The organism is Pontibacter sp. E15-1 (assembly GCF_022601975.1).
Taxonomy (GTDB): domain Bacteria; phylum Bacteroidota; class Bacteroidia; order Cytophagales; family Hymenobacteraceae; genus Pontibacter.
In genome coordinates this window covers 1-20450 of sequence record NZ_JAKVIR010000041.1, presented here as the reverse complement: position 1 = coordinate 20450, position 20450 = coordinate 1, and the positions used below count along the sequence as shown (strand labels likewise).

15 protein-coding genes are annotated in these 20450 nt (G+C 53.1%); 8 read left to right on the top strand and 7 right to left on the bottom strand.

Going from position 1 to position 20450, the window contains the following annotated elements; translation table 11 throughout:
- Nucleotides 1-73 precede the first annotated feature (73 nt).
- Entirely contained in the window at nucleotides 74-1735 is a 1662-nt protein-coding gene (locus MKJ04_RS21480) for an amidohydrolase (protein ID WP_241644095.1), read from the bottom strand.
- 10 nt (nucleotides 1736-1745) lie between these two features.
- Nucleotides 1746-2519: an AMP nucleosidase gene (locus MKJ04_RS21475; RefSeq protein WP_241644061.1), complete on the bottom strand. Its 774-nt coding sequence runs from the start codon at nucleotides 2517-2519 to the stop codon at nucleotides 1746-1748.
- Between the two features lie 90 nt (nucleotides 2520-2609).
- Between MKJ04_RS21475 and MKJ04_RS21470 the strand changes: the two genes are divergently transcribed.
- A complete protein-coding gene (locus tag MKJ04_RS21470) occupies nucleotides 2610-3059 on the top strand; it encodes a type I restriction enzyme HsdR N-terminal domain-containing protein (protein ID WP_241644059.1) in 450 nt (149 codons plus the stop codon).
- Nucleotides 3060-3107: 48 nt separating this feature from the next.
- Here MKJ04_RS21470 and MKJ04_RS21465 read toward each other — a convergent pair whose 3' ends face one another.
- From MKJ04_RS21465 to MKJ04_RS21455, 3 genes are all read right to left on the bottom strand, one after another.
- Nucleotides 3108-4979: an LTA synthase family protein gene (locus tag MKJ04_RS21465; RefSeq protein WP_241644057.1), complete on the bottom strand. Its 1872-nt coding sequence runs from the start codon at nucleotides 4977-4979 to the stop codon at nucleotides 3108-3110.
- A 133-nt stretch (nucleotides 4980-5112) separates the two neighbouring features.
- On the bottom strand, nucleotides 5113-6225 hold the full coding sequence (gene ald, locus MKJ04_RS21460) for an alanine dehydrogenase (protein WP_241644055.1): 1113 nt from the start codon (nucleotides 6223-6225) through the stop codon (nucleotides 5113-5115).
- A 242-nt stretch (nucleotides 6226-6467) separates the two neighbouring features.
- The gene (locus MKJ04_RS21455) at nucleotides 6468-7244 is read right to left on the bottom strand and encodes a DUF1573 domain-containing protein (protein WP_241644053.1); all 777 of its coding nucleotides are present in this window, start codon (nucleotides 7242-7244) and stop codon (nucleotides 6468-6470) included.
- A 193-nt stretch (nucleotides 7245-7437) separates the two neighbouring features.
- Between MKJ04_RS21455 and MKJ04_RS21450 the strand changes: the two genes are divergently transcribed.
- Nucleotides 7438-9849 (top strand): thiamine pyrophosphate-dependent enzyme, encoded by a 2412-nt coding sequence (locus MKJ04_RS21450; RefSeq protein WP_241644051.1) that lies wholly within the window; start codon nucleotides 7438-7440, stop codon nucleotides 9847-9849.
- An 84-nt stretch (nucleotides 9850-9933) separates the two neighbouring features.
- On the opposite strand, the gene MKJ04_RS21445 is transcribed toward MKJ04_RS21450, so the two are convergent.
- Nucleotides 9934-10488, bottom strand: a complete 555-nt coding sequence (locus MKJ04_RS21445; protein ID WP_241644049.1) for a hypothetical protein — start codon at nucleotides 10486-10488, stop codon at nucleotides 9934-9936.
- A 69-nt stretch (nucleotides 10489-10557) separates the two neighbouring features.
- Here MKJ04_RS21445 and MKJ04_RS21440 point away from each other — a divergent pair, with 69 nt between their 5' ends.
- The 6 genes from MKJ04_RS21440 (at nucleotide 10558) to MKJ04_RS21415 (ending at nucleotide 19038) form a co-directional block, all read left to right on the top strand.
- Complete coding sequence (locus MKJ04_RS21440; protein ID WP_241644047.1) at nucleotides 10558-11553, top strand: acyl transferase; 996 nt, start codon at nucleotides 10558-10560, stop codon at nucleotides 11551-11553.
- A gap of 35 nt (nucleotides 11554-11588) precedes the next feature.
- On the top strand, nucleotides 11589-12512 hold the full coding sequence (locus tag MKJ04_RS21435) for a zinc-dependent peptidase (RefSeq protein WP_241644045.1): 924 nt from the start codon (nucleotides 11589-11591) through the stop codon (nucleotides 12510-12512).
- A 162-nt stretch (nucleotides 12513-12674) separates the two neighbouring features.
- Nucleotides 12675-13166 (top strand): hypothetical protein, encoded by a 492-nt coding sequence (locus MKJ04_RS21430; RefSeq protein ID WP_241644043.1) that lies wholly within the window; start codon nucleotides 12675-12677, stop codon nucleotides 13164-13166.
- Nucleotides 13167-13334: 168 nt separating this feature from the next.
- Entirely contained in the window at nucleotides 13335-14423 is a 1089-nt protein-coding gene (locus MKJ04_RS21425; RefSeq protein WP_241644041.1) for an efflux RND transporter periplasmic adaptor subunit, read from the top strand.
- Between the two features lie 24 nt (nucleotides 14424-14447).
- The gene (locus tag MKJ04_RS21420; RefSeq protein ID WP_241644038.1) at nucleotides 14448-17612 is read left to right on the top strand and encodes an efflux RND transporter permease subunit; all 3165 of its coding nucleotides are present in this window, start codon (nucleotides 14448-14450) and stop codon (nucleotides 17610-17612) included.
- Nucleotides 17605-19038 (top strand): TolC family protein, encoded by a 1434-nt coding sequence (locus MKJ04_RS21415; protein WP_241644036.1) that lies wholly within the window; start codon nucleotides 17605-17607, stop codon nucleotides 19036-19038. The genes MKJ04_RS21420 and MKJ04_RS21415 overlap by 8 nt, the downstream gene beginning before the upstream one ends.
- Before the next feature lie 411 nt (nucleotides 19039-19449).
- Here the strand turns inward: MKJ04_RS21415 and MKJ04_RS21410 are convergent, their stop codons facing one another.
- Nucleotides 19450-19953 carry a YkgJ family cysteine cluster protein gene (locus tag MKJ04_RS21410; protein WP_241644034.1) on the bottom strand — a complete coding sequence of 168 codons (504 nt, stop codon included), beginning with the start codon at nucleotides 19951-19953 and terminating at the stop codon, nucleotides 19450-19452.
- Between the last annotated feature and the right edge of the window lie 497 nt (nucleotides 19954-20450).

The following is a 20450-nucleotide window of genomic DNA, read 5'->3' as shown; positions in this document are numbered from 1 at the left end:
GGAAACCGGAGAAAGCCGCTGCAATTAATCCTGCAGCGGCTTTCTCCGGTTGGTGCATCAGAAAACAGAAAGCTTACTTTTTATATACCTGCCTGCCATTGAGGTAGGTATGAAGCACCTGCACACCGCGCATTTCGGCGGGGGCAATTTCCATCAGGTCTTTGTCGAGGATGATGAAGTCGGCGAATTTGCCCGGCTCAATGCTGCCTTTCTCAGCCTCCTCAAAGTTAGACCGCGCCGCCCAGATCGTGATGCCACGCAGGGCCTGTTCTCGGGTGAGCGCGTTCTCCATCTGGAAACCGCCGCTTGGGTAATTTTTAGCGTCCTGGCGGGCAACGGCTGCATGGAAGGTATAAAACGGGTTGATGTCCTCCACCGGAAAGTCACTGCCCAGGGGTATAAAGCCGTTCTGGTCCAGCAGTTCTTTAAACGGATAGGCATGCCGGATGCGCGCGTCGCCCAGCCTGTCCCCTGCCCAGTACATATCAGAGGTGGCATGCGTGGGCTGCACCGACGGGATGATACTGAACTGCCCGAACTTGCCCATATCCGCCGGGTTAACGATCTGTGCGTGCTCAATGCGCCAGCGCTTTTCGTTTTTCCCGCCCAGCAGGTTGCCATATATGTCCAGCAGGAGGCGGTTGGCTGAGTCGCCGATGGCGTGCGTGTTCATCTGAAAACCGTGCGCATGCAGCAGTTTGGCGATGTCTCGGAACTCCTGCTCCGAGGCCAGCAGAAAACCGTAATGCCCGGCCTTGTCGTGGTATGGCTTGAGCAGGTTTGCACCCCTGGAGCCGAGGGCACCATCAGCATATACCTTAAACGAGCGCACGTTCAGCCTGTCGGTCTTGTAAGGCCCGTTTTTGAAGTAGAAGTCCTTGTTCTCCTGGGTAGGGTTCAGCATGGCGTACACGCGCATCTGCAGCTCGCCTTTTTGGTGCATGTCGTTCAGCAGGTCTACCGTGGCTTTGTCCAGCCCCGCGTCGTCTACCGTTGTCAGCCCGACGGCGAAGCAGTTGGCTTCCGCGTTTTTGAGCGCCTGTCTCTTTTCTGCCTCCTCTGCCTCCGGAATTTTGTCCGTAACGAGGTCCACGGCGTTGTCGATCAGGATGCCGGTCATGGCGGCGCCATTCACCTCCACCAGACCACCCACCATCTTTGTTTGGGGCGTGATGCCGGCCAGGTCGAGGGCTTTCTGGTTAGCCAGGGCCGCATGCCCGTCCACGCGGGTGATGATGACAGGCACATCCAGGAAGAGCTGGTCCAGGGTATCCTTGGAGGGGAATTCCTTGACGGCCCAGTCATTCTGGTCCCAGCCACGGCCAGTGAGCCAGTCGGCATCGGGGTATTTTGCCCGTTGCGCCACCAGTTGCTGCACCACTTCCTTGAAAGACGCTGTTCCCACCAGGTCCGCCGACTGCAGCCCGAGGCCGTAGCGGTAGAAGTGGGAGTGGGCGTCGATCAGGCCAGGGTAGACGGATCTGCCCTCCGCATCCAGAGTTTCCGGGGCAGTGTATTTCGCCCGGATATCGGCTGAGGTGCCTACGGCGATGATTTTGCCGTTCTTCACCGCAAATGCCTCCGCTTTGTCGAAGCTGTCGTTCACGGTGTACACGTTTCCGTTGTACACGATCAGGTCTGCTGCCTCAGCGTCGGCTTTGCGGCCTGCGCAGCCGCCAAGAAAAGCGCTGCCAAGCAGTATGGCAGCGGCAAAGGAACGTAGCGTGTTGGTCATGGTGGAATGCTTATTCAAAGCGCATGTGCTTTACAGACTCTCCGGAGTTAATCAGCTCAAGCAGCGAGTCGATGCCGATGCTCAGGTGCTTTTCAGCGAAGTTGCTGGTCACCAGCTTGTCGCTCTCAGAGGTTTTCACGCCCTCCGGAATCATCGGGTTGTCCGACACCAGCAGCAGTGCGCCGTGCGGAATCTCGTTGATGAAGCCTACCGTGAAGATCGTGGCCGTCTCCATGTCCACGCCCATGGCGCGTATCTGGCGCAGGTACTCCTTAAACTCCTCGTCATGCTCCCACACGCGGCGGTTGGTGGTGTATACCGTGCCCGTCCAGTAGTCCATCTCGTGCTTCTTGATCATGGACGACACCGCGCGCTGCAAACGGAAGGAGGGCAGAGCCGGGATTTCCGGGGGCATGTAGTCGTCGGAGGTGCCCTCGCCGCGGATGGCCGCTATCGGAAGGATCAGGTCGCCGATCTGCGTCTTTTTCTTCAGGCCGCCGCACTTGCCCAGAAACAGCGCCGCCTTCGGCTTGATGGCCGAGAGCAGGTCCATCACGGTAGCCGCCATGGCGCTTCCCATCCCGAAGTTCACGATGGTGATGTTGTTGGCCGTGGCCGTCTGCATGGGCTTGTCCAGGCCATTGAGCTCAACGCCGAAGCGGTCGGCGAACATGCGCACGTAGTTGATAAAGTTGGTCAGCAGAATATACTCGCCAAACTCTTCCAAAGGCACTCCGGTGTATCGGGGCAGCCAGTCACTTACAATTTCTTCTTTGGTCTTCATGCGCTAGAGGTGCTAAAAAGTGGTATAAAAAATCCGCCCTTGTAGTGGTCACTACTGAGGCGGAACATCAGGAAATGGCTAAATTGCGGCATGGAAGCCTTGAATCTGCCATCATTTGAACACAAAATTACAAAATCTGGCGCGAATTACCTGATATTTGACGTAATCCGGCGCAAAAACGTGGTCCTGACGCCCGAAGAGTGGGTGCGGCAGCATTTCGTGCACTACCTCATCAACGAGTTTGCCTACCCTAAAAGTCTGATCAGCATCGAGCGCGGCGCCAATTACAACACACTGCAGAAGCGCTCGGACCTGTGCGTGTATAACCAGCAAGGCAAGCCGCACCTGCTTGTCGAGTGCAAGGCCACCCATGTGCCCATCTCCCAGGCGGTGGTGAAGCAGGTTTCCGTCTACAACCAAACGCTGCGGGCACCCTACCTGGTCATCACCAATGGCATGCAGCACTTCTGCTGGCAGGTCGATTTTGAAACCAGGCAGTTCCAGCCTTTGCAAGCCATACCCCCCTTCACTTTCGAGTAGCGGATTTTTGAATAACTGAGTAGAAGCGCGCATTCCGGGGCGCATGGTTCAGTTATTCCAGAAATACAGTCTGTTGCCAGCCATACCGTTCCGGAAGTATTGGACGAAGGCTTTCAGCTGCCGGGCTGCCTTTGGTGCTGGCGGGCCGGGGGCCATGTCGGCGAAGGTATAAAACTGCGTCTGGTCGTTGGGTGCGAGGGCCGTTACATCCTGCTGCTGCACCAGGTAATAGGTGTTGCCGTTGTAGAGGAGCGCCAGGCCCTGGCTTGTGCTGTCGAGCACGGAGCGCCCGAAGGGGAGCACCTCCCGCGTGGGGATGTTCAGGTAGTCGATTACGGTAGGCATGATGTCGGCGTGCTGGGTCACCTGCCTGGGGTCTACGGCGTCAAACGCGTGGCCCGGATGGAAGAGAAGCAGCGGCACGCGGTAGGGGCCCAGTTCGTTCTGGTAGGCCGGGGCCATGCTTTTCTGGGTATGATCGGCGGTAAGGATAAACAGCGTGTTCGAGTACCAGGGCTGCTTTCGGGCCATACCGAAAAACGCGCGCAAGGCATAATCGGCGTAGCCGATCGACTCATGGATCTCCAGCTCTCCCTTCGGGAAGCGGCCGCGGTATTTTTCGGGCACGGTATAGGGCTGGTGCGAGCTGAGCGTGAAAACGGTTGCCATAAACGGTTGCCGGAATGCCGTCAGCTCCTGCGCCACATACTGCAGGTAGGGCTCGTCGAAGATGCCCCACTGGCCGTCGAAGTCGCGGCCGCGGTTGGCGGCAGGGTACTCGTCGATGCCGTAGTAGGACTGGATGCCGGCGGCCTTCGAGAAGTTGTTGAAGCCCATGGAGCCGTTTGCCGCCCCATGGAACATGGCCGTCTGGTAGCCCTGCCGCTGCAGGACCGTGCCCAGGCCGGTATAGCGGTTGGCCTGGTAGGGCGAGGTGATGAACGGCTGCTCCATCAGCGAGGGGATGCCCGCCAGGATAGAAGGCAAGGCCTCGATGGACTTTCGGCCATTGGCAAAGGCGTTTTGGAACAGCACACCCTCCGTAGCCAGTGAGTCCAGGAAAGGGGTATAACCGACCCCTTTGTTCAGTGCGCCTACATACTCCGCCGCAAAGCTCTCCAGAATCAGGATCACCACGTTTTCTTTTTTTATACCCCCCGCCGGGTTTGCGTAGCGGTCGGGGCTGAAGGGCAGCGCCGCCAGCAGCGCCGCATCAGAGGCATAGTAGTGCTTTTCCTCCAGCCTGGTCTGGCCCACTCCCTTGATGAACGTGAAAGGGCTGTTGAGGGAAAGGTGCCCCAGCGCGGCGGGCTCCAGCAGAAAGGCATGGCTCGGGCGCAACGGTTTCAACTGCAGCCCTCCCCGTATACCCAGCACTGCAACAGCAGCCACCAGGAGCAGCCGCAGGCTCCGGAGCCATACCGCCCCCTGCGGCCTAGCGCCAGCCGGGGCTTTTGGGTATACCTGGATCAGGAACCAAAGCAGCAGCACAAAGCCCAGGCCAAGGTACCAGTAATACCCCACAAGCTGCCCGAGCTGCTCCGTGATGTCACCGCCAATGGTAAGGAGCTCGTTGCTGGAGCGCCGCCCGATAAACTTGAAAAACTCCAGGTCTACGAGGGCCAGCGCGATGAAAGGGGCGTTGGAAAGCATGTATACCCATTTGACGATCCGCTGGTACTTTGGCTGCAGCGTGTCGCCCAGCGGCAACAGCGAAAAAAAGACAAAGGCGCTGTTCACGATTAACAGGGCAGACACATCGAAGCGAAGGCCATGCAGGAAGGCCAACACCGTCTCACCGGCACTTGCTGTGGCAAAAGTGGGGTAGTTAAGGGTATAAAAAACCACGCGCAACGCCATGTACAGCCCCAACAGCAGGCCAAGGCGACGCAGCAGTAGTTTAAAAGACGTATCGAACATGAATGTCTACAGGATAAAACGTAATGAGGCAGGTATACTTTTCCAACAAAAACCCTAAGTATGCAACCGCCTAACATGAGAGCGCCTTTCTGACAGAGTCAAAAAGGCGCCCTTTGCACAGTAAAGTGGCTGTTTAGAGCACCTCTTCAGCAGGCACAAATTCCAGACCGAACGCTTCGGCCACGCCCTGGTATACCACCTTGCCTTGCACCACGTTCAGGCCTTTCAGCAACTCAACGCTCTCGGCGCAGGCTTTCTTCCAGCCTTTGTTGGCCAGCTGGATCGCATACGGCAGCGTGGCGTTAGTAAGCGCGAGGGTAGAGGTATAAGGCACAGCGCCCGGCATGTTGGCCACGCAGTAATGCACCACATCGTCGATGATGTAGGTTGGGTTCTCGTGCGTCGTCGGCTTGCAGGTCTCGATGCAGCCGCCCTGATCCACAGCTACGTCTACCACCACTGTGCCCGAGCGCATTTCCTTCAGCATGTCGCGCGTGATGAGGTGGGGGGCCTTGGCTCCCGGTATCAGCACGGCCCCCACAATCAGGTCGTGGGTAGGCAACAGCTCGCGGATGTTGTACTCATTAGACATGAAGGTGTTGACGTTGGCTGGCATGATGTCGTCGAGGTAGCGCAGGCGCTGCAGGTTGTTGTCCATGATCGTGACATCGGCACCCATACCCGCTGCCATCTTGGCTGCGTTGGTCCCAACCACACCACCACCGATCACCAGCACCTTGGCCGGGCGCACGCCCGGTACGCCTCCCAGAAGAATGCCGCGGCCCTGCATGGGCTTCTCCAGGTACTTGGCGCCTTCCTGTATGGCCATGCGGCCCGCCACCTCCGACATTGGAACCAGCAGCGGTAAGCTTCTGTCGGCCTTCTCCACCGTTTCGTAGGCGAGGCAAACAGCCTTTCGCTCGATCATGGCGTGCGTCAGGGGCTCGTAAGAGGCAAAGTGGAAATACGTGAACAGCAGCTGGTTTTCACGGATCAGGCTATACTCCAGCTCAATTGGCTCCTTCACCTTAATGATCATCTCCGCAATGCCGTACACTTCCTCGATGCTCGGAAGGATCGTGGCGCCTGCGCGGGAGTACTCGTCATCCACAAAGCCGCTGCCCTCGCCCGCGGTAGACTGCACGTAAACGGTATGGCCGTTGCGCACCAGTTCAATTACACCGGCTGGCGTAGCGCCCACTCGGTTTTCGTTATTCTTTATTTCCTTCGGAACACCAATAATCATGTCGTTCTAGATTTTGTGAGTAGTTGTAGGTTTTAAAAAGATGCGCAAAGATACCACTTCTCCAGTCAAATAAAACACTCTAGCCACAGGCCCGCACCCAGCGGCGGGCGAAGCGGAAAGCACAGGGGCACAGGTGCAATTACCAGGACCGGCACAAGTGCGACGGGAGGGGTATAAATGAAAAAAGGCAGTGATAGAATCACTGCCATTAGTACAAAATAAAACTATGAAAAAAACTATCTCTAAGGTGTCGGCTGTTCGCCTTTCCTTAACATATTTTCGGGTGCCTGTCGCTTGGTCACGTTTGCCTTCAGGGTGAACCGAAGCATGGGCACTACAATATCATTTGAAAGAACAGTTACTTCCTCGCTTTGCTCACCCAACACCGTTGCACTGTATCTTAGTTCCACAAGTGCGGTTTGTCCGGGTTTTAGCGCTGGCTCCGAAACGCGGTATTGGACGCAGTTGCAGGCAGATTTTACGCCCTGGATAACCAGTGGCTGTCGGCCCGTGTTTTTAATTCGGAATTTTGCTATAGATTTTTGTCCTATTTCAAGTTTTCCGAAATTGTAATTTGTGCTTCCAACTGCCAAACGCGGTGACATTGCCTTTTGTTCCGGGGAGTAGTTAGTTTTTAAGTCTTTGGGCCCAACCTCTCCTTTTATGTACAATACTTGCAGGGGCGCTTCGGCATTCGAGGCCACGCTGATGGACTTGTTAAACGCCCCGGGCCTCCCCGCACTGTTGTACACAGCAGTAACCATGCCCATTTTGCCAGGTAGGATGGGGGCCGAGGTCCAGGTGGGGGTGGTGCAGCCGCAGGAGGCCTGCACGCCGGTAATTATTACCGGTTGGTCGCCCACATTTTTCAGCCTGAACTCGTAAACAGCCTGTGTGCCCTCGGCAATGGTGCCAAAGTCATGGGTTTCTTTCTCGAAGCTCAGCTTGCCCTGTGCAAAAGCCTGGGAGGCCGCAAGCAGGCAGCAAAGCGCCAGCAGGATGTGCAGCTTTCGTGTCATACAGTAATATAGAAGCAAAATTTACGCGATTTAAGTTCTGAAGCGCTCAGGCCAAAACAAATGTACTAATTTCTTTTTGATTCCTTAAAGTGCGACTATGCCCACAGGGCACAAATCGGCCTTAATTTGAAAATAGGGTATTTTTTCTTTACTTTTGATGAGTAACAACTCACCATTGCCTAACCGAGAAAACATGCAGACTGCCGAAGCATCTATAACTCAGAAACTAACCGCTGAAGAGATCCTGAACGACTACCGCATCGGCTGGGAGAGCCGTCAGGCTAGCCTCACTGGCCGCAAGGAAGTTTTTATGGGAAAGGCCAAATTCGGCATATTCGGCGATGGAAAGGAGGTGGCGCAGCTTGCCATGGCCAAGTTCTTCCTCTCCGGCGATTTCCGCGCTGGCTATTACCGAGACCAGACTTTCATGTTTGCCATAGGTGAGCTGACGCTGGAGCAGTATTTTGCCCAACTGTATGCGCACACCGATATTGAGGCCGATCCCTCCACGGCGGGCCGCGCCATGAACGGACACTTCGGCACCCGCTCGCTGGATGAGGAGGGCAACTGGAAGAACCTGATGGAGATCAGGAACTCCAGCGCCGACATTTCGCCCACGGCCGGACAGATGCCGCGCCTGGTGGGCCTGGCCTACGCCTCCAAGCTATACCGCCAAAACCCCGGCCTCCAGCACCTGACGCAGTTCTCGAACCGCGGAAACGAGGTGGCCTTTGGCACGATCGGCAACGCCTCCACCTCAGAGGGTATGTTTTTCGAGGCGATCAACGCGGCGGGGGTGCTGCAGGTGCCCATGCTGGTTTCTGTCTGGGACGATGGCTACGGTATTTCTGTGCCAGCGGCCTACCAGACGACTAAAGGAAGCATCTCGGAGATACTGGCCGGTTTCCAGCGCAACAGCGAGGACGAGCAGGGGTATGAAATCTTCCGGGTGAAGGGCTGGGACTACATGGCCCTCTGCGAGACGTATGAGGCTGCGGTGCGCGTGTGCCGCGAGCAGCACGTGCCTGTGCTGGTGCACGTGGAGGAGATGACGCAGCCGCAGGGCCACTCTACTTCGGGGTCGCACGAGCGCTACAAGCCTGCCGAGCGCCTTGCCTGGGAGGCCGACCACGATTGCCTCCGGAAAATGCGGGAATGGATACTGGAAAACGGCATTGCCACAGAAGAACAGCTTGAAAAAATAGAGGCGGAGGCCAAAGAGACTGTGCGCAAGGCACGCGGTCACGCCTGGGGCGAGCTCCTGCACTCCATCAAGCAAGACCATACCGAAGCCCTCCGCCTGCTGGATAACCTGGCTTCGGCCAGCAACGAGCACGCCACCCAACTGGCCACAATCGCCAAAGAACTGCGCAAAATTGAGCCTCCCATCCGCAGCGATGCGGTGAAGGCCGTGCGCAAGGCCCTGCGCTATGTGCGCACCGAGCGCAGCCAGGCCAAGCGCGAGCTTATCGGGTGGCTGGAACAGACCATGGGCGAGAACGCAGACCGCTACAACTCTTATCTCTACAGCCAATCCGAGGAGTCGGCCCTGCTGGTAGAGGAGGTGAAAGCCGAATTTGACGACAGCTCCCCAACAGTGGATGGCCGCGAGGTGCTGCAGGCCTGCTTTGACGCCATGCTGGCCCGCGACCCGCGCGTGTTCGCCCTCGGCGAGGACGTAGGGTATATCGGCGACGTGAACCAGGCCTTTGCTGGCTTGCAGGAAAAATACGGGGAGCTCCGCGTGACCGACACCGGCATCCGCGAGTGCACCATCATTGGGCAGGGCATCGGGGCAGCGCTTCGGGGCCTGCGCCCAATCGCCGAGATCCAGTATCTCGACTACCTGCTGTATGCCATCCAGATCCTTTCGGATGACCTGGCCACGCTGCAGTACCGCACTAAAGGCGGGCAGAAAGCTCCGCTCATCGTCCGTACGCGCGGTCACCGCCTCGAAGGCATCTGGCATTCCGGCTCACCCATAGGTATGATCCTGAGCAGTATCCGGGGTATGCACGTGCTGGTGCCGCGCAACATGACGCAGGCCGCCGGGTTCTATAACACGCTGCTAAAGTCCGACGACCCCGCCCTGGTGATCGAGTGCCTGAACGGCTATCGCCTGAAAGAGCGTATCCCGAATAACATTGCCGAGTTTACTGTGCCCCTGGGCCAGCCGGAAATCCTGAAGCAAGGCACGGACATTACCATCGTGACGTATGGCTCGATGTGCCGCATTGTGATGGAGGCCGCCACGCAACTGGAGGCGTTCGGTATTTCGGCGGAGGTGCTGGACGTGCAAACACTGTTACCCTTCGACACGGATCATATGATCACGGATTCTATCCGGAAGACAAGCCGCGTACTGTTTGCTGACGAGGATGTGCCCGGTGGTGCAACCGCCTACATGATGCAGCAGGTGGTGGATGAGCAGGGAGCCTACCGCTGGCTGGACGCAAAGCCTGCCTGCCTGTCGGCGCATGCGCACCGGCCACCGTACGGCTCTGACGGCGACTACTTCTCTAAACCGAGCCCTGAGGACGTGTTTGAGATGGTGTATGAGATCATGCACGAAGCCAACCCGGAAGACTTCCCGACCATCTACTAAAAAAGAGGTATACCCTACAAAAAAAGAGAAGCCCCCGGCAACTTGCGTCGCCGGGGGCTTCTCTTTTAACTGAATCGCGGATGCTTATAGCCCCTGAAAAAGGACAACATCGTTAGAGTATACAACGTTGCTCTTATGCAGGGCACGGTCGTAGATGAAGATTTCGAAACGGACCGTGTCCCGTGGGTCAAAGATATCGTCTGAGAAGTTGGTGAGTGTATATTTTACCTGCCCTTCCAGCACCTCGCTTTTATCGTCTGTGGCCAGCCGCGGGAAACGGCCGTTAAAATTCAGGAACTCGGAAGAAAAAGGAAATGGCACATACCTGCTGCCCCGCTTGATCTGCAGGTTCACGAAGAAGTTGTTGAAAAAAGGGGAGCTTTGGTCGAAGGGGGCTTTAAAGTCGGGGTCGCCCTCGCCCTGCGACTTTCGCCGGAGGCCTAAGTCCCCGTCACCGTCCTGGAAATCCACCACCACTACCAGCGAGTCGAAGGTGATCCTGTTTTTGGTGTAGGTAAACTGGTCTACCCGATTGAATGAGATCTCCGGCTCGTCGGGATAATTGGGCTCCTCGCGGCAACTGCTCATCAGCAGGGGCAGCAACAGCAGGGCAGCGCTATACTTCAGCAGGTGTTTCATGCAGGGTATTAGAAAATGAAGCTAAATTTACTATTTCAAACGCAGGAAATATAGGATTTGTTGTATTCAATGGATTTTAAAAACAACCATACCAGGCTGCTTCAGCAGGAAGCGCGTTTTGACTTCGAGGCGGTGGCGCTCGACCTGTTTCGGTATCAGGCACAGCACAACCCGGTTTACAGAGCCTATATACACTATCTGGGTATAAAACCCGGTGAGATTACCGTGCTGGAGCAATTGCCTTTTTTGCCTATCGAGTTTTTTAAGGAGCAAGAGGTGAAAACGGGAGAGTTTACCCCTAAAGTCACTTTTTACAGCAGTGGCACCACCAAGCAGGTGCGCAGCCGCCACCTGGTGCCTTCCCTGGACCTTTACCACGCGGTAGCACAAAGAACTTTTGAGCAGTTTTACGGCCCGCTGCGGGAGTATGTGGTGCTGGCCTTGCTGCCTTCTTACCTGGAGCAGGGCGGTTCCTCGCTGGTGGCCATGGTTGATTTCTTTATCCGGCAGACACAGCAGCGGGAGCACGGGTTTTACCTGCGCAACCATACCCTCCTGCTGCAGGCGATGCGGCAGGCGCGGCAGCGCGGCAAGAAGGTGCTGCTGATCGGTGTTTCGTATGCCCTGCTGGATCTGGCGGAGGAACTGCTGGGGCTTGAGGATTTCAGCGGCGTGACCGTGATGGAAACCGGGGGTATGAAAGGCCGCCGCCGGGAGATGATCCGCGAGGAACTGCACGCCCAGTTAAAGGCGGGCTTCGGGGTGGAGGCCATACACTCGGAATATGGTATGACGGAGCTGCTGTCGCAGGGCTACTCGAAGGGCAACGGCGTGTTCTGGCCAGGGTATAGCATGCGGGTGCTCCTCCGCGACCTCAACGACCCCTTCGACATCAGCCTGCAGCACCGCTCCGGCGGCATCAACGTCATCGACCTGGCCAACGTCCATTCCTGCGCCTTTGTCGAGACCAAGGATATAGGACGGGTTTCGGCAGACGGAAGCTTCGAGGTGTTGGGGCGTTTCGATAATTCGGACATCCGGGGGTGTAATTTGCTGGTTATATAGGCATCTTTCCTCTTTTCGGTGCGTTAAAGTGCTCCATGGGGTATCTCGTTTTTATTGCACTGGTTGCAGGCATTGGCCTGCTTTTTTATACGTGGGCTACCCGCAAAACGCGCCAACGCAAAAAAGTGCTGGCAACTGAGTTTCCGGCGGCATGGCGCAAGATCCTGCAGGACAGGATCGGCTTTTACCATACCCTGAAAACGGAGGAAGACAAAGGGCGCTTCGAGAAGATGCTGCAGCTTTTCCTGTCGGAGAAGCGGATAACGGGTATTGACGTGGTGGTGGACGATGTGACCAAGATTCTGGTAGGGGCGAGCGCCATCATCCCCATCTTTGGCTTTCGCGACTGGGAGTACCAGAGCCTGGGCGAAGTGCTGGTGTTTCCGGGAAGCATCAAACGGTATAAAGACGAGAAAAGCGAGGCTGTGTCGGAGGTGCTGGGCCGCGTGAACCCTTTCCAGAACGCCCACTACGTCACGCTCTCTAAGCCTGCCCTGGAGCGCGGTTTCAACGACATGGCCGACCGCAAGAACGTGGGCATCCATGAGTTTGCCCACATGCTCGACCAGGCCGACGGCGAGATAGACGGCACACCGGCTGCTTACCTGCCCGAAGAACTCATCCAGCCGTGGCAGGAACTCATGTACCGCAACATCCAGGAAATTAAGGCGGGCGACTCCGACATTAACAGCTACGGTGCCACCAGCGAGGCTGAGTTCTTTGCGGTGGTTACAGAGTATTTCTTCGAAAAGCCAGATATGTTGGCCGAGAAGCACCCGGAGCTTTATACCCTCCTCACCAAGATCTTCCACCAGAAAAACATCAAGCGCCGTTTCCGCATCGACTTCAAAAAGCTGCTGAACCCCTACGGCAAACGCGTGCGCCGCAACGAACTATGCCCCTGCGGCAGCGGCGAGAAGTATAAAAAATGCTGTAGGCTGAAACGCGCAGCAGCGTAAGTGGGAGGGGAGTTGTTTCTATATTGATTCGATCAATGTTTTTACGCCTGAGTATCCTAAATAATTATATGTGTGATAAGGAGTACGAGGAGTTTCTCTGCATTAGTGCCAGATTATACTGCATCGTAACAAGGGCGAAGTATAGAAATGTCTGTTTACTGTTTGAACAAATATTTTAGCTTTACGATTTGTCTCTATAAGTATCTTGATGCATCTTTGCGGCAGATGATAAAGGCTGTGTTGAAATATCTTCTCCCTCTGATCATCCTGCTGGTAAGCGGGTACAGGCCATTATCTGCCCATGCAGCAAAGGAAAGCGCTTCTTATGCTTCCCTCGAAAAAATCGCTGAGCCAGAAACAATTACTTTCCGGGCCTCCCAATTCGAAGAGGCCACTGTTTTTAATACTTCTTCATCCGGTTCGGCAAAAGAAAATCACAGGAAATTAATTACCGCCGAATACGAGATCGAGGAAGATGAATCACTTTCTCTGAAGGCCTTTTTGGATAGCGCCAATTACATTGCTGCTATCCTTTATGCCTTTATATGCGGCTATTTGTTCCGCTTCCTTTCCAAATACTTCGCCCATTCGAAGTACCTTGCCCATTTTTCAGCCTATAGATGGCATCTTAACCTCCAGGTTATTAGAGTATAGTTTATCGTTTACCAGGTAATTTCCTATTGTCTGGCTTTCCTCATTTCATTTTTATGATGCATTTCCTGTAAGCCTCGCGCTATACCGGATACGCTTGTGTATTGTTCCATATACACCTTTCACAAAGAGTTCATCAATCAATTCTTATTGTTTTAATACCAATTTTCCATGAAGAGAATTCTCATGCTCCTTGGCTTATGCGCCATGTTGTGCCAAACAAGCTGTACCCAATCCAAAGGAGAAGAAAAAAAGGAGGCCGAAACCAAATTTATGGTCACCAGCCCGGTCGTGATGGACACGACCCTTACCGAAGAGTATGTGTCCCAGATCCGTTCCATACGCCATATCGAAGTGCGGACAATGGAAAGAGGCTACCTGCAGAAAATCTTTGTAGACGAAGGCCAGGCAGTGAAAGCAGGACAATTAATGTTTCAGATTATGCCGAAGCTCTACGAAGCCGAAATGCACAAGGCACAGGCTGAGGTAAAAGCGACTGAAATCGAATACCTCAACACCAAAAGGCTGACCGATAGCAATGTTGTGTCGCCGAATGAGCTGGCGATGGCCAAGGCCAAGCTCGACAAGGCCAAGGCAGAGTTATCGCTGGCGCAGGTACACCTGCAATTCACGGAAATCAGAGCCCCTTTCGACGGTATTATCGACCGCTTCCATGTGCGGCAGGGAAGCCTGGTAGACGAAGGCGACCTGCTTACGGAGCTTTCTGACAACAGCAAGATGTGGGTGTATTACAACGTGCCGGAAGCGAAATACCTGGATTATAAAACATCGGGCAAGAAAGAGGAGAAAGCGCAAGTGAGCCTTTTGATGGCCAATAACAAGGTGTTTGCACATACAGGAGTTGTCGAGACCATTGAAGCCGATTTTGACAATGAAACCGGAAATATTGCCTTCCGGGCTACTTTTCCTAACCCGGAAGGGCTGTTACGGCACGGCGAAACCGGCAATATACTCATGAGCGTGCCGATTACCCATGCGCTAATCATACCACAGAAAGCCACTTTTGAGGTGATGGACAAGAAGTATGTGTTTGTGGTGGATAAAAACAATGTATTGAAATCACGCGAAATTACCATAGCCGCGGAAATGCCGCACATTTATGTGGTGCAGAAAGGCCTCACGAAAGACGATAAGTTCCTGCTGGAGGGCTTGCGCCTGGTGCGCGAGAAGGAGAAAATTCAATACAATTTCATGCAGCCTAAATCCGTCATGGCTCACCTGGATTTATACGCTGAGTAATTAGGTATCCTAAAACGACAAGAAATGTTTAGTAAATTCATACACAGGCCCGTGTTCGCGATTGTGATATCGGTCATGATAGTGTTTGTGGGTACATTGGCCATCAAGAAGCTGCCGATTTCGCAGTTCCCGGAAATTGCACCCACAACCGTCAATATTTTTATTGCCTACCCCGGCGCCAGTGCGGATGTACTGGTAAATTCCACGCTAATCACGCTGGAGAATGCCATTAACGGCGTTCAGGATATGCGCTACATCGCCACCGACGCGACCAGTGCCGGTGAGGCTACCCTAAGGGTGATTTTTGAACCAGGAACAGACCCCAATGATGCGGTGATCCGGGTGAAAACGAGGGTAGACCAGGTGATGCCGCTCCTGCCTGAATTAGTGCAGCGGGAAGGGGTTGTGATTACGCCCATCCAGCCGAGTATGTTGATGTATGTCAACCTCTATTCCAAGGTGAAAAGTATGGACGAGAAGTTCCTGTTCAACTACGCCACCGTGAAGATGATCCCAGAAATACAGCGGATCAAAGGGGTGGCCAGGGCGCAGATCTTGGGTAGCCGACGTTACGCGATGCGCGTTTGGCTGAACCCTGACCGTATGCGGGCCTATAACATTTCTGTGGAAGAAGTGATGGAGGCTTTGGGCGAGCAGAGTATCATCGGTCGGCCGGGAAGGCTGGGGCAAAGCTCCGGTATAGCCGCGCAGTCGCTGGAATATGTGCTTACCTACAAAGGACGGTATAACAAGCCGGAAGAGTATAAGAGCATTATCATTCGGGCCAACGCAAAAGGCGAAAGCATACACTTGGGGGATATCGCTGAGGTAGAGCTCGGAAGTGAGTTCTTTGATATCTATTCCAACCTCGACGGCAAGCCATCCGCAGCCATTGTACTTAAGCAGAACTATGGCAGTAATGCCAGCGATGTGATAGAAGAGGTTAAAGCGCAGCTCGATGAAATGAAGGCTACCTTCCCTCCGGGAATGGACTATAAAATCAGCTATGACGTGTCGCAGTTTCTGGATGCCTCTATAGAGCAAGTGATTGATACCCTGCGGGATGCGTTTATACTGGTGGCCCTGGTTGTATTCATCTTCCTCGGCGATTGGCGTTCTACGCTCATACCCATCCTCGCGGTTCCGGTATCCCTGATCGGGGCCTTTTTCGTGATCCAGTTCTTCGGGCTTTCCATCAACTTAGTGACGCTTTTTGCCCTTGTACTGGCAATTGGTATTGTGGTGGATGATGCGATTGTGGTGGTCGAAGCCGTTCATGCTAAAATGGAGGAGGAGCCATACCTAACGCCTTATGCGGCTGTTAAAAAAGTGCTTGGCGAGATCAGTGGCGCTATCATTGCCATTACGGCTGTTATGGTAGCGGTTTTCCTGCCTATCTCGTTTATGACGGGTCCGGTGGGTACTTTTTACCGGCAGTTCTCCATTACCATGGCAAGTTCTATTGTCATATCGGCCATCATCGCCCTGACGCTTACGCCGGTGCTTTGCGCTATGCTGTTACAGAACAATCACGGGAAGAAAAAGAAAAGAAACCTGCTGACCAGAACGCTCGATAGCTTTAATAGAGGCTTTGATAAACTTACGGGTAAGTATGTAGGCTTGCTAACAGCAATTGTCAGCAGAAGGTGGCTTACTTTCGGCATACTCCTCGCATTCGGGTTAGGCATTTTCTACGAAAATCAAGTGCTGCCGGCAGGATTTATACCGAACGAAGACCAGGGGACGATCTATGCCATCATCCAGACACCTCCGGGATCCACGCTGGAGAAGACCAACCAGGTATCGCAAAAGCTTCAGAAAATATGCGAAGAGGTAGAAGGTGTGGAGTCGGTATCTTCTTTGGCCGGTTACGAGATCATGACCGAAGGAAGAGGCTCCAATGCCGGTACTTGTCTTATCAACCTGAAAAAGTGGTCTGACCGGGATCATACCGTGAAAGAAATCATGGAAGAACTGGAGGAGAAATCGCAGGGCCTCGGCGCCGTGGTAGAGTTCTTCGAACCACCAGCCATTCCGGGCTTCGGTACATCAGGAGGTTTCTCGATGCGTTTGTTGGATAAAACCACCGATACCGACTACCAGGAGTTCGATAAAATAAACCAGGAGTTTATGGACAACCTGCGCAAGCGCAAAGAGCTTTCCGGCTTGTTTACCTTCTTTGCTGCCAATTATCCGCAGTACGAACTGGAGATAGATAATAACCGGGCCATGCAAAAAGGGGTTTCGATCGGAAAAGCAATGGAAAACCTTAACATCATGATTGGTAGCACCTATGAGCAGGGCTTTATCAAGTTCGGCCAGTTTTTCAAGGTATATGTGCAGTCCGATCCGCAATTCAGAAGGCTTCCTTCGGATGTGTTGAAGCTCTTTGTGAAAAATGACCAGGGGGAAATGGTGCCTTATTCATCCTTCATGAAGCTCAAGAAAACGCAAGGGCCTAACGAGGTAACCCGCTTCAACATGTATAACTCCGCGGCTATTCAGGGCTTACCGGCGAAAGGGTATACCACAGCCGACGCCATCCAGGCAGTGCGCGAGGTGGCCAAAGAAACCTTGCCCAGAGGGTATGACATTGCCTGGGAAGGCCTTTCTTACGACGAATCGACAAGAGGCAATGAATCGCTGTATGTGTTCATTGTGGTGGTTCTGTTTGTCTACCTGGTATTGGCCGCCCAGTACGAGAGTTTCATTATTCCATTGGCGGTGGTGTTCTCGCTGCCCGTCGGGGTATTTGGCTCGTTTCTATTGCTGAAGCTTATGGGGCTGGAGAATAACATATATGCCCAGATCGGCCTCATCATGCTGGTCGGTCTGTTGGGTAAAAACGCGGTGCTTATTGTAGAGTTTGCTGTGCAGAAGCGCCAAGAGGGGGCTACGATATTCGACGCTGCCATTGAGGGTGCAAGAGTCCGTTTCCGCCCGATCCTAATGACCTCCTTCGCCTTTATCGCCGGTTTGATTCCGCTGATTATTGCCACAGGCGCTGGCGCGATCGGTAACCGCACCATTGGTGCCTCGGCTTTAGGGGGTATGTTGTTCGGCACCATTTTCGGCGTCATCATCGTGCCCGGGTTGTATTACATATTCGCCCACATGGCAGATGGCCGCCACCTGATTAAAGATGAAGACGAGGTTCCTTTAACCGAAGATTATGTACATCATGCTTAAAAGAATAATATCCATAGGCTTGGGAGTGGCCTGCATGTCGTTGACTTTTACGGCCTGTACAACTCCAGCTTTAGTTGAAAAATCAGTGAATACGGCAGTGCCTGCTAGTTATAAAACCTCGCAGGATACATCCAATACTGCAAAAGGCAAGTGGCAGGCATATTTTACCGACCCAAACCTGAGCGCCCTGATTGACAACGCCCTGCAGAACAACCAGGAGCTGAACATTACGCTGCAGGAAATTCAGGTGGCCCAAAACGAGATAAGGGCCAGAAAAGGGGAGTACCTGCCTTCTGTAGGCCTTAGAGGCGCTGCCGGCGTTGACAAAGTAGCCCGCTATACCAACATCGGGGCGATGGAGGCGACCACCGACATAAAACCGGAGAAAGAAATGCCAGAGCCCCTTCCTGATTTCCTGGCTGGCGCTTTTGCTACCTGGGAGGTGGATATATGGCACAAGCTGCGAAACGCGAAAGAGGCGGCGGTGCTTCGGTATCTGTCGTCTGTAGAAGGCAAGAACTTCATGGTGACGAACCTGGTTGCCGAAATTGCCAATTCATACTATGAGCTTTTGGCGCTGGATAACCAGTTGGATATCGTGCAGCAGAACATCGAGATCCAGACCAATGCCCTGGAGATTGTGAAGCTGCAAAAGCAAGCGGCGCGTGTTACGGAACTGGCTGTGCGCAGGTTCGAAGCCCAGGTGCTCAGCACCCGTAGCCTCCAGTACGATATCCAGCAGCGAATCACGGAAACGGAGAACAGGATCAACTTTCTGGTGGGCAGGTATCCGCAACCCATTGCGCGGGATGCCAAGGCTTTCAACAATTTGGCCCCTGTCGCTATTCAGGCGGGTGTGCCCGCTCAGTTGTTAGAAAACCGTCCCGACATTAAGCAGGCCGAGCTGGACCTGGCGGCAGCCAAACTGGATGTGCAGGTAGCCAAAGCTAACTTTTATCCTTCTTTAGGTATAACGGCGGGCATTGGTTTCCAGGCATTTAACCCAGCCTATCTGCTGAAATCACCAGAATCCTTGCTGTATTCGCTGGCAGGGGATTTGACCGGCCCCTTGATCAACAAGAATGCCATCAAAGCAACCTATTACAGTGCCAATGCCAAGCAGATACAGGCGGTTTATAACTACGAGAAAACCATCCTGAACGCATATATCGAGGTGGCCAATCAGCTGTCGAATATCAGCAACCTGGAGAAAAGCTACGATCTGAAGTCGCAACAGGTGCAGGCGCTCAACCAATCCATTGTCATCTCCAACGACCTCTTCCGGTCTGCCAGAGCCGATTATATGGAAGTGCTGCTGACCCAACGCGACGCGCTGGAATCGAGGTTTGAGCTGATTGAAACCAAGATGAAGCAGTTAAACGCCACGGTGCATATGTACCAGGCCTTGGGTGGCGGCTGGAATTAAGAGGCTATCGGTGGCATTGTTATCGCCCGTACCTGCCTTCTTATAGGTATAAAACTGAAGAACCCTTTTACGGCTTTGTAAAAGGGTTCTTTCGTTTTAGGCTTGTACTATACACCTTGATAGCTGCTGTTTATTATGTATTTCAACTGTATGTAACCAAAGTAATCCTCTGTATTTTTCAGTCAATAACTGCTCTTACGCAAAGCCCTTTATTGTCCCCCTTTGAAGGGGGTAGGGGGATGACACTCCCTGCGGACACCCCCATGTGAAATATTTTAGAAGCTGTGTCTCATCAAGCTAGGAGCAGGAAGTGGCTTGCCGAATGCTTTTCATCCCCCTGCCCCCTTCAAAGGGGGACTTTAACGAACGGCGTTGCTCTTTTGCGTAACGTCAATCAATAAAATCTTACGCTTAATTTAACGAGAGATTGAATTTTTCTGACAGCAGACTGTCGAGCTGATTGAGCTCAGATGTTAATTCTAGATGGTCTTGCGTTGATGCCGCTGCAGACGTGTTTTTATGCAACCACTTTTTCAACTCGACCATCTTAAAGTAAAATGATTGGGATTTAAGGTTGATTTTAAGGATTGCTAGCTGTCTTTCTATGGCAATTTTTTTCTGCTTCACTACATTGATTATTTCAGTAGCCGACTCAAAGCCCAATTCCTTCTGTTCGACGGATTTTAAAAGTCCGCATTTAAAACTGGCACAATGTTTCGGTCTTTCGGAGTAAATAGTGCAACCATTACAATATTTGTCACAAGGATGAAGAAAAAATCCCTGGCCATTTACATCCTCTATCTCCATTATTTCTTTTAGTCGAGGCAGTTCTTCCTGACCGAGCTGTACAAACCCAATCAGGGTGCCGTCACAACACAATCCACAAGCCAAGCAAATATTTGATGAATCAATCATAGTTTATAAATTTCAGCACCGATTAAATAGGGGCTTTATATTTAATCAGCGATAACGTGTTCGTGCTATATACTGGGCGAGGCGGAGCCAATGTCTAAATTATGCTCCGTGTTAGCTGCTGGATCTCTATTCTTGCACAAATTTTTGCTGCCACTTATGGCTTTGTTATTCAATGGCTTTATATACCATATACTGATTGGCCATATCAACATCAGAACCACAACTCCCACATACTCTCCAACTTAACTTCTCTTCCTAATTTTACAGACTGGAGTTCTTTAGAGGAAAGGCATATAATAGGTAAGCAAAGATAACGTAATAAATAGGCAACTGTGCTAAACCGCTAAATTCATATGATTTCCCATTCCCAAAAGACAAAGCAATTTTTAGAATGGCAATACTACTGCCGGTTAAGGCTGCACTAGTGCTCTACCAATTTAATTTAAAGAACTAAAAGTGTTTTAAAATCCTTTTACTGAAAAGCAAGAGGCAAAATG